The sequence below is a fragment of the Streptomyces sp. NPDC001480 genome, assembly GCF_042894725.1.
Classification (GTDB): Bacteria; Actinomycetota; Actinomycetes; order Streptomycetales; family Streptomycetaceae; genus Streptomyces.
Genome location: NZ_JBIAVX010000001.1, coordinates 396888 through 411834, shown reverse-complemented (window position 1 = coordinate 411834; position 14947 = coordinate 396888). Strand labels below are relative to the sequence as shown.

Here is a 14947-nt window from a genome sequence, read left to right as displayed (position 1 = left end):
GGACGGGCCCCCGAGGTCACCGGGCCATGCTCAGCGACAGCGCGAAGCGCCCTTGCGAGTCGGTCCACCAATGGGTCAGATCCAGCCCGGCGAGGGCCAGTTCGTCGGTGATCCCGTCCCGCCGGAACTTCGCCGACACCTCGGTGCGCAGTTCCTCTCCCGCCGCGAAGTCGACCGCGAGGTCCAGCGCGGGGACCTTGACGGTCTGGGCCGCTCGGGAGCGCAGCCGCATCTCGATCCACTCGTTCGCCGTGTCCCACAGGGCCACGTGCTCGAAGGCACCGGGATCGAAGTCGGCGCCCAGTTCACGGTTGACGACGGCCAGGACGTTCTTGTTGAACTCGGCCGTCACCCCGGCCGCGTCGTCGTAGGCCCGGACGAGGACGTCCTCCTCCTTGACCAGGTCCGTGCCGAGCAGCAGGGCGTCGCCCGGCGAGAGCAGGGCGCGGACGGAGGCGAGGAAGCGGGCGCGTTCGGCGGGCAGGAGATTGCCGATGGTGCCGCCCAGGAAGGCCACCATCCGGGGGCCGGGCGTGTCCGGAAGGGTCAGCGCGGCCGTGAAGTCGGCGATCAGGGCGTGCACTTCGAGCCACGGCCGCTCCTCGGCGAGGGCCTGTCCGGCCTGGGTCAGGGCGCTCTCGCTGACGTCGACGGGGACGTAGACGCGCAGGCCGGTGAGCGCGTCGATGAGGTACCGCGTCTTCTCGGAGGAACCGGAGCCCAGTTCGACCAGCGTGCGGGCCCCGGTCGCTGACGCGATCTCGCCGGAGCGGGTGGTGAGGATCTCCCGTTCGGCGCGGGTCGGGTAGTACTCGGGCAGTTCGGTGATCTGCTCGAACAGCTCGCTGCCCCGGGCGTCGTAGAACCACTTCGGCGGCAGGGTCTTGGGGGTGGCGGTGAGGCCGTCGAGGACGTCGGCGCGCAGCGCGGCGTCCGTGGCGTCCTCGGGAAGGGTGCGGGTGACGTGCAGGGGACTCACGTGCAGGGCTCCTTCGGTGGTACAGGGGCGAGGGCTTCCGTCAGGGGGGTCAGCCGGGCGCCGGCCCGGTCGGCCGCGAGCAGCGTGCGGTCGGGGACCTCCTGCCAGCGCGGGTCGTCGTCGTACGGCTCGGAGGCCACGACGGCGCGGCCGGGTTCCGTGCGGTACCAGAGGGTGTCGCCCCAGGCGGTGGCGGTGATGGTCTCGCCGTCGGTGAGCAGCAGGTTGAGCCGGGAGGCGGGGGCCGCCTCGGCGACCTGGAGAACCGTTTCGGCGAGGGCTGGTCCGGCCTCCTCGCCGGAGTGCAGCCGGTGCAGCACCAGCGCCCAGACGAAGGCCGAGTCGGTGCGCGCCTCCAGCGACAGCAGGTCGACCGGCGGCAGTGTGGGGGCCAGCGGGGCCACGGACCGGGGCCAGCCCCTGATCGCGCCGTTGTGGCTGAACAGCCACCGGCCCGCCGCGAACGGCGCCGCGGCGGCCTCCGCGTCGGCGCCCGCCAGGGTGGCGTCGCGCACCGCGGCGAGCAGCGCGCTCGTCCGGACCACCCGGGCCAGGTCCGCGAAGGACTGGTCGGCCCAGATCGGCCCGGCCCGCCGGTAGCGGGCCGGCACCGGGTCGTCCGGGGCGTACCAGCCGACCCCGAAACCGTCGGCGTTCACCGTGCCGTACCGCTGCCGCCGTGGCGCCCACGACTGGCGGTACAGGCCGTGCGGGGGCTCGGTGATCAGCTCGCCCAGCGGCTCCGGCGGCCCCACGTACGCCAGGTGACGGCACATCAGACGTCCTCCGAGCGGGCGGTGCGGAAGCCGGAGAAGATCTGCCGCCGGATCGGGTAGTCCCAGTTGCGGAACGTGCCCCGGCAGGCCACCTGGTCCACGGCGAACGAGCCGCCGCGCAGCACCTTGTACTCGGGCCCGAAGAACACCTCCGAGTACTCCTTGTACGGAAACGCGGTGAACCCCGGGTACGGCAGGAAGTCGCTCGCCGTCCACTCCCACACGTCGCCGATCAACTGGCGTACGCCGAGCGGCGACTCGCCCGCCGGGTAGCTGCCCGCCGGGGCGGGGCGCAGGTGCCGCTGGCCCAGGTTGGCGTGGACCGGCGCCGGGTCGGCGTCGCCCCACGGGTAGCGCCTGGAGCGTCCGGTGGCGGGGTCGTGCCGGGCCGCCTTCTCCCACTCGGCCTCGGTGGGCAGCCGGCGCCCGGCCCAGCGGGCGTAGGCGTCGGCCTCGTACCAGCACACGTGCAGTACGGGCTCGTCGGGCGGGACGACCTCGGTGACGCCGAAGCGGCGCCGCAGCCACTGGCCGCCGTCACGGCGCCAGAACTGCGGTGCGGTGATGCCGTGCCGGCGTATGTGCGCCCAGCCCTCCTTCGTCCACCAGCGCTCGGTGTCGTAGCCGCCGTCCTCGATGAACGCCAGGTACGCGGCGTTCGTCACCGGTGTGGTGTCGATGCGGAAGGGGGCCACCTCCACGCGGTGCGCGGGACGTTCGTTGTCCAGCGCCCATGGCTCGGTGGACGTGCCCATGGTGAACGGGCCGCCGGGGACGAGGACTTCGGCCGGCCCGGTGAACAGCGGCGCCGGCTCCGGGTCGGGTGCGGTCAGGACCTGTGGGCCCTTGCGGAGCTGATGGGTGATCAGCATCGTCTCGTCGTGCTGCTGTTCGTGCTGGGCGATCATGCCGAAGGCGAAGCCCGCCTCGGTCAGCCGGGTGCCGTGCAGCGCCGCGCTCTCCAGCAGGTCCAGGGCCCGGCCGCGTACCTCGGCCGCGTAGCCGCGGGCCTCCGCGGGCGGCAGCAGCGGCAGCGAGGGCCGTTCGGCACGCGAGTGCTCGAAGGCGTCGTAGAGGCCGTCGATCTCGGGCCGCATCGGCTCCCGGCCGCCGACCGCCCGCAGCAGCCACAGCTCTTCCTGGTTGCCGATGTGGGCGAGGTCCCACACCAGCGGGGACATCAGCGGCGAGTGCTGCGCGGTGAGGTCCGGCTCGTCCACGCAACTGGTCAGCAGGGTGGTCCGGGCGCGCGCGGTGGTCAGGGAGGCCAGCGCCCGCTCCCGGACGGCTCGGTGATCGCTCTCGTGCTCGGTCTCGTGCTCGGTCTCGGGGGCGGTCATGGGCGGATGTCCTTCCCGTGGGTGCGGGGAGCCGTGCCGCGCAGGCGGTCCAGCATGTCGTCGGCGGGGCAGCGGCCCCGGGCGACGTAGCGGTCGTGGTACGCCGCCACGGCGTCCGTGACCTCGGTCGTGGCGCCGAGCCGGGGGAGCGCCTCCAGCGCCGCCGCGAAACACGCGACGGCGGCCTCCCGCAGCTCGGCGTCGGCCAGCGCGTACCGGGCCGCGTCCGTCCACAGCGGGTTGTGCGGCGCCGGCAGCCCCAGCGTCCGTTCGGCCAGGGGCTTCACGGTGCGGTACGCGGTCTCGGCGGCCTGAGGATCGTCGAAGAGCGCGGCCGTGACCGCGAGCGGCACGATCCACCCGTCGTCGCCGGGCTGCGCGTCGATCATGCGCAGCTCCAGGTGGCCGCGCGGTCTGACCGGCGGGAAGAGCGTCGTGAGGTGGTAGTCGAGGTCCGCGCGGGTCGGTGGCCGGGGCCGCGCCCCGCGGATCCAGTCCCGGAAGGTGAGCCCCTCGGGCACCTCCCAGGGCGCGCCGTCGAGCCGTACGCACATCACCGGCGCGTCGAGCACGTGCCCCGCCCAGGCGGCGCGCGGTTCACCGGCCGGGGGCGCGCCCGCGCGGCCCGCGCCGATCTCCATCCACAGCAGCTGCCGGGTGGACAGCCAGCCTGTGGGTTCCCCCGCGACCAGCGGGGAGTTGGCGAACGCGGCCACCAGGACCGCGCCCAGCTGGTGCGCCAGCCACCAGCGCCGCCCGTGGCCCAGCGGGCCCGGCTCCTCGTACCCGGCGTCCAGGCACACCTGGACGGATGCGGAGGTGCACATCATGTGGCGGCCGGCCGCTCCCGTGCGGTCCAGGCAGGTCTCCAGGGCGTCGTAGCGCGGTTCGCGCAGGAACCTGCGGGGCTCGTGCCAGGGGTCGTGGCCGACGCCGACGAGACCGAGGCCGTCCTCCGCCAGGACCGCGCGGACGGCGTCCAGGTCGGCGGAGACGGTGCCTATGCACTCCATGAGGGAGGCGGCGGGCGGCGAGCTCAGTTCCAGCTGGCCGCCGGGTTCGACGGTGAGCGCCGAGCCCAGGGGGACGGTGCGCAGTGCGGCATAGGCCGCTTCGAGTCGTTCGGGTGTCACCGGCAGCCGCGGCCGCCGGAGCTCGTGAACGAGCCATTCCACTTCGACCCCGAGCGTGCGGGGCGGTCCGGTCTTGAAGCAGATGCCCCTGACCAGGGCCTCTACCTCGGGTTCGGTGACGGCGGTGCGGTCCTCCGTACAGTCGCCACAATCACTTACCGAATCGGACATGTCGGGATCCTCCTGAGATTCCACCATGCCACCGCCCGGCCGGGGTGGGCCGGGACGGCATCATCCGTCCCACCCAAGACCTTCTCGCCGATTCGCACAAGGGTGCAAATCGGGGCAACCGGGTGCTGGAAACTCTCTTTCCTCGGCCGGGAAACTCTGTTGCACCCCAGGACCAGCATCGCTCACGATGCGTTCATGAGCACGACGGGGGAAGCCGCGCGGGCCGCGGTCATGGCGCCGACGGGGGTGGTGCCATGAGCGCGCGCCTGCGCGGCATCGCACGCGAGACCGAGGAGATCGTGGCGGCGGGCGCGTACCGCGCGCCCGGCGGCCGTGAGGTCGCGCTGGCGGCGGAGATCGAGGCCGCCCGGGCCGGCACGCGGCTGCACGGCCCCGACCCGGTGCCGGTGCCGGCGGCCCCCGTGGCCGACACGGTCTTCGAGGTCACCGGCGAGAGCAGCCTGGAGGCCGCCCGCCGCCTCACCGGACCGGCCGCTCCGGTCGCCGTGCTGAACTTCGCCTCCGCCCGCAATCCCGGCGGCGGCTACCTCAATGGCGCCCAGGCGCAGGAGGAGGCCCTGTGCCGCGCCTCCGCCCTGTACACGTGCCTGCTGCGGGCCCCGGAGTACTACGACCACCATCGCGCCCACCGCGACCCGTTCTACACGGACCGTGTCATCCACTCACCGGCCGTGCCCGTCTTCCGGGACGACCGCGGCCGCCTGCTGGACGAGCCGTACGCGGCGGGATTCCTGACCTCGCCGGCCCCGAACGCCGGAGTCGTCCGGCGTACGGCCCCACAGCGCGCGGCCGGGCTGCCGTCCGCCCTGTCGGCACGCGCCGAGCGGGTGCTGGAGACCGCCGCGGCGCACCGGTACCGGCGGCTGGTGCTGGGTGCCTGGGGCTGCGGGGTCTTCCAGAACGACCCCGCGCAGGTCGCGGGCGCCTTCCACGGGCTGCTCGGCCCCGGGGGGCGGTTCGCGGGGGCCTTTGAGCACGTCGTGTTCGGGATCCTGGACCGCACACCGGGAGCCGTGGTGCGCGAGGCCTTCGCACGGGCCTTCCCGGAGCGTCAGCTCCAGCCGTAGCGCTCGTGCAGCCGGTGCCTCACCAGGTTGAACCGGCCGCGGTCCAGCGCGCACGCCTCCCGGCGCATGCCCTCCTCGTGGAGCCGCAGGACGCGGTCCACGTCGACCCAGGAGTCGCGCCCCGTACGGTCCCAGGGCCCGCTGCCGATCGCCACCCACTCCCGGTCGCCGTCGTGCCGCTTGCTGGACAGCTGTACGGCGAGGAACGTGCCCGCGGCCTCCCGGGCCACCACGAGCACGGGGCGGTCCTTGCCCCGCCCGTCGTTCTCCTCGAAGGGCACCCAGGTCCACACGATCTCCCCGGGATCGGGGTCGCCGTCGTGCGCGGGGGAGTACTCGGTGCGCACCCGGCCCACCTCGCGGGGGTCGGCCTCGGTGGTGGCGCGGTGGCCGTGGCGGCCGGGGGTGTTCTCGTCGGTCTCTTCGGTGAAGGCGGTCACGGGTGGCACCCTACGGGGCGTCGTGCGCGACCTGCCCACCGGTCCGGCGCAGATGCTCGTCCACCAGCGCGAAGGTGGCGTCCGGCCGTTCCAGTTGCGGGAGATGACCGGCTTCGGGGACGAGTTCGAACCGCCCCCGGGCGAACGCGGCCGCGTAGGCGGCACCGTAGGCGGGGGTGGCGATGCGGTCGCTCTCGCCCCACAGCAGCAGGGCGGGCTGCTCGACGCGGGCGAGGCGGCGCAGGAGCTTGGGGTCGTGCATGTACGGGTCCGAGGCGAGGAGCCGCATGGTGGCCATGTTGCCCTGGCGGCGGGCCAGTTCCTCGGCGGGGAGGCCGGCGGGGTCGACGTGGAACCGGTCCGGATCGTGCCAGGAGTGCTCCGCGGCGGCGCGGGCGTCGAGCGCGAAGAAGTCCGTGACCGGCTCCGAAGGGATTTGCACGCCCACGGCGTTGATGAGGACCAGCCCGCTGATCAGGCCCGCCGTGTCGCGTACGGCCATCTCGGCGGCGATCCAGCCGCCCAGTGAGGATCCGACGACCAGGACGTCGTCCAGGCCCCGGTCCTGGAGCAGGTGCAGGTAGGTCAGGGCGAGGTCGTCGACGCCGGTCAGCCAGTCGGGGCGGTGGGTGCCGTCCCAGCCGGGGTGCACGGGCGTGAGGACGTGCGCGGTCGCGGACAGCCGGTCGGCGAGTCCGGCGACCGTGGCCCGGCCGCCGCCGCCGTGCAGGACGAGCACCGGTCGGCCGGATCCGGCCTCGGAGAGGGTGAGGGGCAGGTCGGAGTACACATGAGTGATCTGGTCCGTCAGCATGCGAGGAGTCTAACTAAAGATCTTTATATAAGCTAGTTTAATCGTCGGTTAGACTTGGCCCATGCGCGATGAGCTGCAACTTCTCGGCAGGGCGGTCAAACAGGCCCAGTACCGGCAGCACCGGGCCCTCGACAGCGCCCTCACCGCCGTCGGCACCACCCTCGCCCAGTGGGACGCGCTGCGCGCGATCGACCGCTCACCGGGCGCGTCCGCGCGCGAACTGGCCGCGGCCACCTTCCAGACCGAGCAGGCCTTCGGGGCGCTCGTGGGCCGGCTGGCCGCCCAGGGCCTGGTCGAGCGCCGCCCGGGCCACGGCCGGCGCATCGAGCACCACCTCGCGCCCGAGGGCGAACGGATCCTGGCGGCGGGCCACGCGGTCGCCGACGAGGTGCTGGCCGAGTGCTTCTCCGCCCTCCCGGCGGCCGACCGCGCCACCCTGCTGGCCCTGCTGCGACGCCTGAACGACACAGGCGGCGCACGCTGACCGCGTGCGCCGCCCCCGCGTCCGAGCCGGGGTCTACCTCCCGTCGTCCTCCACCGGCACCTTCTGTGCCGCGGGCGGCGCCACGACTCCGTTCAACGGCGAAGTCCCCGCCGGGCCCTGCCCGTCGTGGTGCATCGAGGAGAGCAACTGGCGGGCCAGCCCCAGGCCCGTGCCGCCCATGGTGAGCGCCTTCGCGAACAACTCGGCCATGCCGTCGGCGCCGTTGAGCAGCACCATGTTGTCCACGTTGCCGAACGCCGACGCGCCCGCCTGGACGATCTCCGGCCAGTTCTCGGCGAGTTGCTGGGCGACGACCGCCTCCTGGTTCTCGGCGAGGGCGGCGGCACGGGCCTTGATCGCCTCCGCCTCGGCGAGACCCTGGGCCCTGGTCGCCTCGGCCTCCGCCAGACCCCTGGCCTGCGCGGCGGCCGCCTCGGCCTCACCGGTGGCCCGGGTCGCCGCCGCGGTGGCCGCGCCCCGGGTCTGCGTCGCCTCGGCCTCGGCGCCCGCGGCCGTCTTCACCCGGGTCGCCTCGGCCGCCGCCGCGAGCTCCGTCTCCTTCGCCTTGGCCTGCGCCGCCGAGATACGGGCGTCACGCTCGGCCTCGGCCAGCGTGCGCTTCTCGTAGGCCTTGGCGTCGGCGGGCTTGCGGACATCGGCCTGGAGCTGCTGTTCGCGCCGGTGCGCCTCCAGCTCGGCGACCCGCGTCTCCTGGACGACGACCTCCTGCCGGGCGGCCGCGTCCGCGAGCGGACCGGCCTGCCTGGCCTTCGCCGCCGCCTTGTCCCGCTCGGCCTGATAGCCCGCCTGGAGGATCTCACTGTCCCGGGTGGCCTCCGCCATCCGGGCGAACGACTGCTGCTCCGCCTCGGTGGCGAGACGATTCGCCTCCGCCTGCGCGATGCGCGCGTCCCGCTGGACGGCCGCCGCGTGCGGCATCGCCAGGTTCTGGATGTACCCGGTCGGGTCCTCGATCTCGTGGATCTGGAGCGAGTCGACGATCAGGCCGAGCTTCTCCATCTCCGTACCGCAGGCCGCCCGGGTCTGCCCGGTCAGCTTCTCCCGGTCGCGGATCATGTCCTCCACCGTCAACCCGCCCACGATCGAACGGAGATGGCCGGCGAAGACGTTGTGCACCCGCTCCGACATCAGCTTCTGCTGGTCCAGGAAACGGCGGGCGGCATTGGCGATCGACACATAGTCGTCGCCCACCTTGAAGATGACCACGCCCCGCACCTTCAGCGGGATGCCCTGGTGGGTCGCGCAGTCCACGTGCAGTTCGGTCTCGTTCAGGTCGAGGGAGAGCTTGCGCACCGCCTGCACGCCGGGCAGCACCATCGTGCCGCGCCCCGTGACGATGCGGAACCCCATGCCCTCCTCGAGGCCCTCGGTACGGTGCTTGGAACCGGAGATGATGAGCGCCTCGTTCGGCTCGGCGACCCGCCACATCATCTTGAAGAGACCGATCAGTACGAGAACGGCGACGACCGCCGCCCCCGCAACGACGCCGACAACCATCGGCATACGCCCCCTTTGCATGGTGCCCTTTCGGCACCGAACGAAGGGAGTGTGCTCCTCGGCGAGACCGGGGAGAAGGCGCCGGCGAATCCTTGTTGCAATCTTGACGCACACACCCCTCACCTGCGGCGCGGCATGCTCAACTGTCGTACGCGGGAGCCACGTACACCGTTCTCGGCGGCAGGTACTCGACCACCATCACCACCGTGCCCGGCTCGATCCGGCCGCCGCTGTCGGCCGCGTACGCCAGGAAGTGCTCGGCGCCGCCCCGCACCCGGACGATCACCTCGCCGACCAGACCGGGTCCGATCGTCCCGGTGACCCGCCCCATGAGCCCGACCATCGACGCATCGTCCATGGCCACAGCGTACGGGCCGAGCCACGTCACGCGGCCGGGGTGTCCATGAGCTCGTGCTCCGGCGGCCACAGCTCGTACCACCGCAGCTCCGCCTCCAGTTGGGCGGCGAGGGAGAGCAGCAGCGGCTCGCTGTTCGCCGGGCCGAGCAGTTGGGCGCCCACCGGCAGGCCGCCGTCGACGAAGCCGGCCGGGACGTTGACACCGGGCCAGCCCAGCACGTTCCACGGCCAGGCGTAGGGGCAGGCGGCGATCATGGCGCGGTCGGTGGCCAGGCCGCCGAGGTCGTGGAAGGCGCCGATGAGGGGCGGGGGAGCGGCCGTCGTCGGGGCGAGGACGACGTCGTACGACTGGAAGAACCCGCCGATCCTGCGGTGCAGAGCCGCCTCGGCGCGCCGGGCCGCCCGCAGCGGGGCCCCGCCCAGCAGCCGGCCCATCCGGGCGGCGCCGTGGGTGCGCCGGTCGAGCAGCGCGGGCTCGGGCGCCTCGCGGACCCGTTCGGCGATGCCGGCCGTGGCGCGGGGCACGAAGGTCAGCCCGATCTGCCCGTACGGCGGGTCGGCCTCCTCGACGGTGTGCCCCAGCGCGGCGAGCTTCCCGGCGAGTTCGACGACCCGGGTCCGCACCTCCGGCCGGAGCCGGGCGGGCACGGCGGTGAACGGCGGTTTGAGGGAGAGCGCGATGCGCAGCCGGCCGGGGTCGCGCCCCACCGCGGCGAGGGCGTCGACGGCCGGCGGGCGGTGCGGGTCGAGCGCGTGGTTGCCGCTCGCCGCGTCCAGCAGCAGGGCCGCGTCCGCGACCGTACGGGCCAGGGTGCCGTTGACCGTGATGCCCTGGAAGGACTCGCCGCGCGGCCAGGTGGAGACGCGGCCGCGCTGCGGTTTGACGCCGATCAGATGGGTCCAGGAGGCCGGGATCCGCACCGACCCGGCGCCGTCGGAGCCGAGCGCGGCCGGGACCAGACCGGCCGCGACGGCGGCGGCCGAACCCCCGGAGGAGCCGCCCGGCGTGTGCTCCGTGTGCCACGGATTGCGGGTCTCGCCGAACGCGGGCCCCTCCGTGAACGGCCACTGCCCGAACTCGCAGGTGTTGGTCTTGCCGACGATCACGGCCCCGGCCGCCCGCAGCCTGCGTACCGCCTCGCCGTCCTCGGGCACCGCCGGGAACGTGCCCCGGCAGCCGAACGCGGTGGGCTCGCCCGCCACGTCCATGTCGTCCTTCACCGCGACGGGCACCCCGAGCAGCGGCCGCCGGGCTCCGGTGGCCAGTTCCCGGTCGGCGGCGTCCGCCTCGCTGAGCGCGGCTCGGGTCCGGACGATCCGGAAGGCGTTGAGCGAACCCTGGGTGGCCTCGATCCGCGCCAAAGCCGCCTCGACCAGGGCACGGGAGGTCACCTCCCCCTCGGCCAGGGCGCGAGCGGACTCCGCCAGGCCTGCGGCACGGTCGAGCGTCATTGCGGGACACCTCCGGGAGCGGACGTCGTCTACCGAACGGTAACGTCCGAGAGGCGCGACGGACAGCTTTTCCACAGGTGGCATCCAGCCACGTCGAAAGCATTGACGTGCACCTGCCGCAATTCTTCGAGTTCCCTCAGGGAGAGCCGCCCGCGAACCACCCGCCCCCAGCCCCCGCCCCGTCCCGCCGCAGCCTCCTGCGCGCCCTGGCCGCCCTGCCCGCCTCGGCGGTCGTGCTGGGCGAGCTCCCGGGCCTGCTCGGCACGGCCGCGGCCGCCCCGCCCGCGAGCGGCTCCGCCACCCGCTACACGATCGTGCCGTTCCTCGACAGCGACGACGGTACGGTCGACGTCTACCAGTCGGACGACGCCACCGACTTCCGCCTGGTGAAGGCCTCCGCCCGCGACAGCTACGACACCTTCGCCACGTGGAGCACGCCGAAGGCGCTGCCCGGCATCTCGGGCACCGCCCGCCACTTCACGGTCGTCAAGGAGACGGTGCCCGGCGGCGCGAGCCTCACCGTGAACGCCACCCGCTCCTTCCGGTCCGCCAACTACCCCACCCGGTACTGGCAGGAGCAGTCCGCCCTGCTCAACCTGCCGGTGGTGACCGCCTCCAGCGCCACCGCCGACAAGCAGGCCGCCACGTTCACCGTGGTCGCCGGCCTGGCGGACGCGGGCGGCTACTCGTTCCGTGACGCGTCGGGCAACTACCTGCGGCACTACGGCTTCCGAGACCGCTTCGACGCCGATGACGGGACGGCGACGTTCGCGAAGGACGCCACGTTCATCGCGCGGGTGGGCTCGGCCACCGGGTCGGTGCGCTTGGAGTCGTACAACTACCCCGGCCACTACCTGCGCCACTACGGCTACCAGTTGCGCGTCGAGGTGTCCGACGGCACGGACCTGTTCCGGCAGGACAGCTCCTTCGTGCCGATGACGGCCTGGGGCTCGTAGGGCGGGGTCAGGGGTGGAGCGGCCGGATCCGCATGCCGGGGCGGCGCCGGTGGACGGTCAGGTACGACAGGCCGGCCGCGCCCGCCACCAGGCCCCGGGTGCTGCCGTGCGGCAGCCAGACCAGGCTCCCGGTGCCCAGGGGCTGCGAGCCCTCGGTGGAGACCAGCGTGCCCTCACCGGCGACGACCAGCAGCAGGACATCGAGGTCCGGCTCGGTGTGCGGGTCGACGCGCCGCGTGGGCGGCAGGCGGACGACGTTGGCGTCGAGCTGCCGTCCGGGTTCGGCCAGCCGCCACAGCGCGCCGGCCGACGTGTCGTCGGACGGGGCGAGCGACCCGGTGTCGCACAGGACCCGGGGGACCGGGGTGCGCGCGGCCGGAGGGGGGTGGCCGCCGTCGTCATGTGTCACGCCCATAAATTAGCATCCAGCGTGCATATTTCTGATGCGCGAGTGCGCGGATGCGGAAGGGAAGGGGTGACGGTATGGCGACCGGGTCGGCAGCCGTGGCGGCGGGGGTCACGTTCGTCTGGCTGGGGATGGTGCTCGCCATCTCCTTCCTGGAGGCGCCGCTCAAGTTCCGGGCCCCGGAGGTGACCGTGCGCATCGGGCTCGGCATCGGCCGTCTCGTCTTCCGGGCCCTCAACCTCGTCGAGGCGGTGCTGGCCGCCGCCGTGGTCACAGCCGTCGCCGTCGGCGGTCCGCCCGCTCCCGTGGCCGTCCTGACCGGACTGGCGGCGGCCCTGCTCGCGGTGCAGATCGCCGGGGTGCGCCCGGTGCTCAACCGCCGCTCCGACCGGATCCTGGCGGGCGAGGAGGCCGGGCGTTCCCGCGCTCACCTGGTGTACGTGGCCTTCGAGGCGGCCAAGGTGGTGGTCCTGCCGGCGCTGGGCGTCACCGCGCTCGCGGCGATCACCTGACCGGGCATGTCCTGGTCAGCTCGGGTTACTCCGCTCGTATGGCACCCACAACGCGATCCACTCAGCCGGACGAGCCCGTACAACCATCCCAACTGTCCTGGTGGGCGGTGCTGAAGGGCACGGTCAAGGAGTTCCAGGACGACGAACTGGCCGACCGGGCCGCGGCACTGACGTACTACGGGGTGCTGTCGATGTTCCCGGCGCTGCTCGTGCTGGTCTCCCTGCTGGGCATCGCCGGCGAGTCGGCGACCAGGGAAGTCCTGGACAACATCAGGAAGCTGGCCCCGGGGGCGGCCCGGGACCTCATCGGCCAGGCGGTGCAGCAGTTGCAGGGCAGGGGCGGCATCGGGTCGCTCATGGCCGTCGTCGGCATCCTGCTGGCGGTCTGGTCGGCCTCCGGCTACATCGCGGCGTTCATCCGCTCGGCCAACGCCGTCTACGACATCCCCGAGGGCCGGCCGGTGTGGAAGGTCCTGCCCGTACGGGTGGGCGTGACGGTCGCCCTGCTGTTGCTCGCGGTGATCAGCGCGCTGATCGTGGTCTTCACCGGCGGCATCGCCCGCCAGGCCGGCGGGGCGCTGGGCATCGGCGACCCGGCCCTGACGGCCTGGTCGATCGCGAAGTGGCCGGTGCTGGTCGTTCTGGTCATGGGCATGATCGCGCTGCTGTACTGGGCGGCCCCGAACGTGAAGGGCCGCGGCTTCCGGTGGATCACTCCGGGCAGTGTGCTGGCCCTGGTCGTCTGGATGATCGCGTCGGCCGGTTTCGCCTTCTACGTGTCGAACTTCGCCTCGTACAACAAGACCTACGGCACGCTCGCCGGTGTGATCGTCTTCCTGGTGTGGCTGTGGATCAGCAACATCGCGATCCTGCTGGGCCTGGAGTTCGACGCCGAGATGGCCCGTCGGCGCGCCGTCGCCGAGGGTCTGCCCGAGGACGCGGAACCGTATCTGCCGCCCCGCGACACCCGGGCCTGGAGCGAGGAGGAGCAGCGCCACATGGAGGAGGTGGAGGAACGGGCGCAGGAGGAGGCCCGGCACCACGGCGAGTGAGGGCGCCCGGTCACGGCTCGCGGTGCTCGTGCGCCGCGCTCTCCAGCGCAGCCGCCTCGGCCTCCGCCAGCCGTGTCTCCGCGGCCACGTCGATGTCGCGGGTCAGCAGCCAGTACAGGACCGCGGACACCGGCAGGCCGACGAAGAGGGAGATGTCCGCGCCGTCGAGCGCCCTGGCGATCGGGCCGACGTACAGGGTGCCCACGGAGAAGAACGGCACCATCACGGCGAACCCGACCAGGTAGGCGATGATCCCGTGCCAGCCCCAGCGGCCGTAGATCCCGTGCGGGTGGAAGATCTCGGCGATCGCGTAGTGCCCGCGGCGCACGACGTAGTAGTCCATCAGGTTCACCGCGGTCCAGGGGATGAAGAGGTAGAGGACCAGCAGCAGGAAGTTGTTGAAGTTCTCCAGGAAGTTCGCGGTCGCGGCGAGCGCGCCGAGCAGGGACAGGACCGCGGTCAGCCCGATGGTCACCAGCCGGACGCTCAGGGTCGGTGTGACCCGCCGGAAGGAGTCGATGGCGCTGATGAGGGTGAGCGACCCGCCGTACATGTTCAGCGCGGTGACGGACACCAGGCCGAGCGTGGCGAAGAGCAGCACGATCGCGCCGAACCCGTCGAACACCTTGTCGCCCGCCGCGTTGATCGAGGCGATCGTGTCGAAGCCCTTGCCCGCCCAGGCGGCCAGCAGCGTCCCGAGGACCATCAGCCAGATGCCGCCGAGCGCCGAACCGAAATAGGTCCAGTAGAAGGTCTTGCGGACGGTGACGTCCGGCGGGAGGTAGCGGGAGTAGTCCGAGACGTAGATGGCCCAGCTGATCTGGTAGCCGGCCACCACGCCGAACTGGGCGAGGAACGGCGTCCACGCGAAACCGGCGAGGTCGAAGGAGCCCGGCGGGTAGTGCAGGGTGGTCAGCACGCCCACCGTGAACACGCCGAACACCACCAGGAAGGTGTACGTCAGGACGCGCTCGGCCTTGTGGATGACGTCGTAACCCACCAGCGCGATGACGAACCCGACCGCGGTCACCACGACCACCCACAGCTTGACGCCCCCGTGCAGCGTGCTGTGCAGCGCCTCTCCGGCGAGGATGGTGTTGAAGACGTTGAACCCCGCGTACTGCACATACGCGAAGATCCACACCAGCAGGGCCCCGACGTAGCCGAACTGGGGCCGCGACTGGATCATCTGCGGGAGTCCGAGCTGGGGGCCCTGGGCCGAGTGGAAGGCCATGAAGAACGTGCCGATGACCGTCCCGACGACGATCGCGATGAGCGACCAGATGAGGTTGCCGCCCGAGGTGATGCTGATCAGCCCCACCGCGAGCGTCGCGATCTGCGCGTTGGACATGAACCACAGGGGTCCCAGATGCCACAGCTTGCCGTGCCGCTCGTCCAGCGGCACGTAGTCGATCGAGCGGACCTCCAGACCCGTCACCCGGGGAGCCGTTGGGGTGGTCATGGTGCCT

The 14947-nt window shown here is 72.7% G+C and carries 16 protein-coding genes; 5 read left to right on the top strand and 11 right to left on the bottom strand.

All coding sequences use genetic code 11. From position 1 onward, the window contains the following. Positions 1 to 16 precede the first annotated feature (16 nt). The 4 genes from egtD to egtA are packed head-to-tail and all read right to left on the bottom strand — an operon-like array spanning position 17 to position 4399. Complete coding sequence (gene egtD, locus ACFY01_RS01935; protein WP_390733658.1) at positions 17 to 979, bottom strand: L-histidine N(alpha)-methyltransferase; 963 nt, start codon at positions 977 to 979, stop codon at positions 17 to 19. Then, positions 976 to 1755: an ergothioneine biosynthesis protein EgtC gene (egtC, locus tag ACFY01_RS01930; protein ID WP_390733657.1), complete on the bottom strand. Its 780-nt coding sequence runs from the start codon at positions 1753 to 1755 to the stop codon at positions 976 to 978. Before egtC ends, egtD begins: the two co-directional genes overlap by 4 nt. After that, positions 1755 to 3095, bottom strand: a complete 1341-nt coding sequence (gene egtB / locus ACFY01_RS01925) for an ergothioneine biosynthesis protein EgtB (protein WP_390733656.1) — start codon at positions 3093 to 3095, stop codon at positions 1755 to 1757. The genes egtC and egtB overlap by 1 nt, the downstream gene beginning before the upstream one ends. Further along, on the bottom strand, positions 3092 to 4399 hold the full coding sequence (gene egtA, locus ACFY01_RS01920) for an ergothioneine biosynthesis glutamate--cysteine ligase EgtA (protein ID WP_390733655.1): 1308 nt from the start codon (positions 4397 to 4399) through the stop codon (positions 3092 to 3094). The genes egtB and egtA overlap by 4 nt, the downstream gene beginning before the upstream one ends. A gap of 254 nt (positions 4400 to 4653) precedes the next feature. Here egtA and ACFY01_RS01915 point away from each other — a divergent pair, with 254 nt between their 5' ends. After that, the gene (locus ACFY01_RS01915; RefSeq protein ID WP_390733654.1) at positions 4654 to 5487 is read left to right on the top strand and encodes a TIGR02452 family protein; all 834 of its coding nucleotides are present in this window, start codon (positions 4654 to 4656) and stop codon (positions 5485 to 5487) included. Here ACFY01_RS01915 and ACFY01_RS01910 read toward each other — a convergent pair. Then, the gene (locus tag ACFY01_RS01910; protein WP_390733653.1) at positions 5472 to 5927 is read right to left on the bottom strand and encodes a type II toxin-antitoxin system PemK/MazF family toxin; all 456 of its coding nucleotides are present in this window, start codon (positions 5925 to 5927) and stop codon (positions 5472 to 5474) included. The two genes, ACFY01_RS01915 and ACFY01_RS01910, sit on opposite strands and share 16 nt — an antisense overlap. Positions 5928 to 5937: 10 nt before the next feature. After that, positions 5938 to 6741, bottom strand: a complete 804-nt coding sequence (locus ACFY01_RS01905; protein ID WP_390733652.1) for an alpha/beta fold hydrolase — start codon at positions 6739 to 6741, stop codon at positions 5938 to 5940. A gap of 61 nt (positions 6742 to 6802) precedes the next feature. Here ACFY01_RS01905 and ACFY01_RS01900 point away from each other — a divergent pair, with 61 nt between their 5' ends. Beyond that, on the top strand, positions 6803 to 7225 hold the full coding sequence (locus ACFY01_RS01900) for a MarR family winged helix-turn-helix transcriptional regulator (RefSeq protein ID WP_390733651.1): 423 nt from the start codon (positions 6803 to 6805) through the stop codon (positions 7223 to 7225). A gap of 33 nt (positions 7226 to 7258) precedes the next feature. On the opposite strand, the gene ACFY01_RS01895 is transcribed toward ACFY01_RS01900, so the two are convergent. From ACFY01_RS01895 to ACFY01_RS01885, 3 genes are all read right to left on the bottom strand, one after another. Next, on the bottom strand, positions 7259 to 8749 hold the full coding sequence (locus ACFY01_RS01895; RefSeq protein ID WP_390733650.1) for an SPFH domain-containing protein: 1491 nt from the start codon (positions 8747 to 8749) through the stop codon (positions 7259 to 7261). A 133-nt stretch (positions 8750 to 8882) separates the two neighbouring features. After that, a complete protein-coding gene (locus tag ACFY01_RS01890) occupies positions 8883 to 9101 on the bottom strand; it encodes a hypothetical protein (RefSeq protein ID WP_390733649.1) in 219 nt (72 codons plus the stop codon). 26 nt (positions 9102 to 9127) lie between these two features. Beyond that, positions 9128 to 10552, bottom strand: coding sequence for an amidase (locus tag ACFY01_RS01885; RefSeq protein WP_390733648.1), 1425 nt, complete (start codon positions 10550 to 10552; stop codon positions 9128 to 9130). 113 nt (positions 10553 to 10665) lie between these two features. Between ACFY01_RS01885 and ACFY01_RS01880 the strand changes: the two genes are divergently transcribed. Continuing rightward, positions 10666 to 11508: an AbfB domain-containing protein gene (locus ACFY01_RS01880; RefSeq protein ID WP_390734023.1), complete on the top strand. Its 843-nt coding sequence runs from the start codon at positions 10666 to 10668 to the stop codon at positions 11506 to 11508. A 7-nt stretch (positions 11509 to 11515) separates the two neighbouring features. Here the strand turns inward: ACFY01_RS01880 and ACFY01_RS01875 are convergent, their stop codons facing one another. After that, positions 11516 to 11917, bottom strand: a complete 402-nt coding sequence (locus ACFY01_RS01875) for a cupin domain-containing protein (RefSeq protein WP_390733647.1) — start codon at positions 11915 to 11917, stop codon at positions 11516 to 11518. 74 nt (positions 11918 to 11991) lie between these two features. Here ACFY01_RS01875 and ACFY01_RS01870 point away from each other — a divergent pair, with 74 nt between their 5' ends. Together ACFY01_RS01870 and ACFY01_RS01865 are read left to right on the top strand one after the other, a co-directional pair. After that, complete coding sequence (locus tag ACFY01_RS01870; protein ID WP_390733646.1) at positions 11992 to 12426, top strand: hypothetical protein; 435 nt, start codon at positions 11992 to 11994, stop codon at positions 12424 to 12426. A gap of 38 nt (positions 12427 to 12464) precedes the next feature. Next, positions 12465 to 13478, top strand: coding sequence for a YihY/virulence factor BrkB family protein (locus ACFY01_RS01865; protein WP_390733645.1), 1014 nt, complete (start codon positions 12465 to 12467; stop codon positions 13476 to 13478). A 10-nt stretch (positions 13479 to 13488) separates the two neighbouring features. Here the strand turns inward: ACFY01_RS01865 and ACFY01_RS01860 are convergent, their stop codons facing one another. Then, positions 13489 to 14940, bottom strand: coding sequence for a purine-cytosine permease family protein (locus tag ACFY01_RS01860; RefSeq protein WP_390733644.1), 1452 nt, complete (start codon positions 14938 to 14940; stop codon positions 13489 to 13491). Positions 14941 to 14947: the final 7 nt, after the last annotated feature.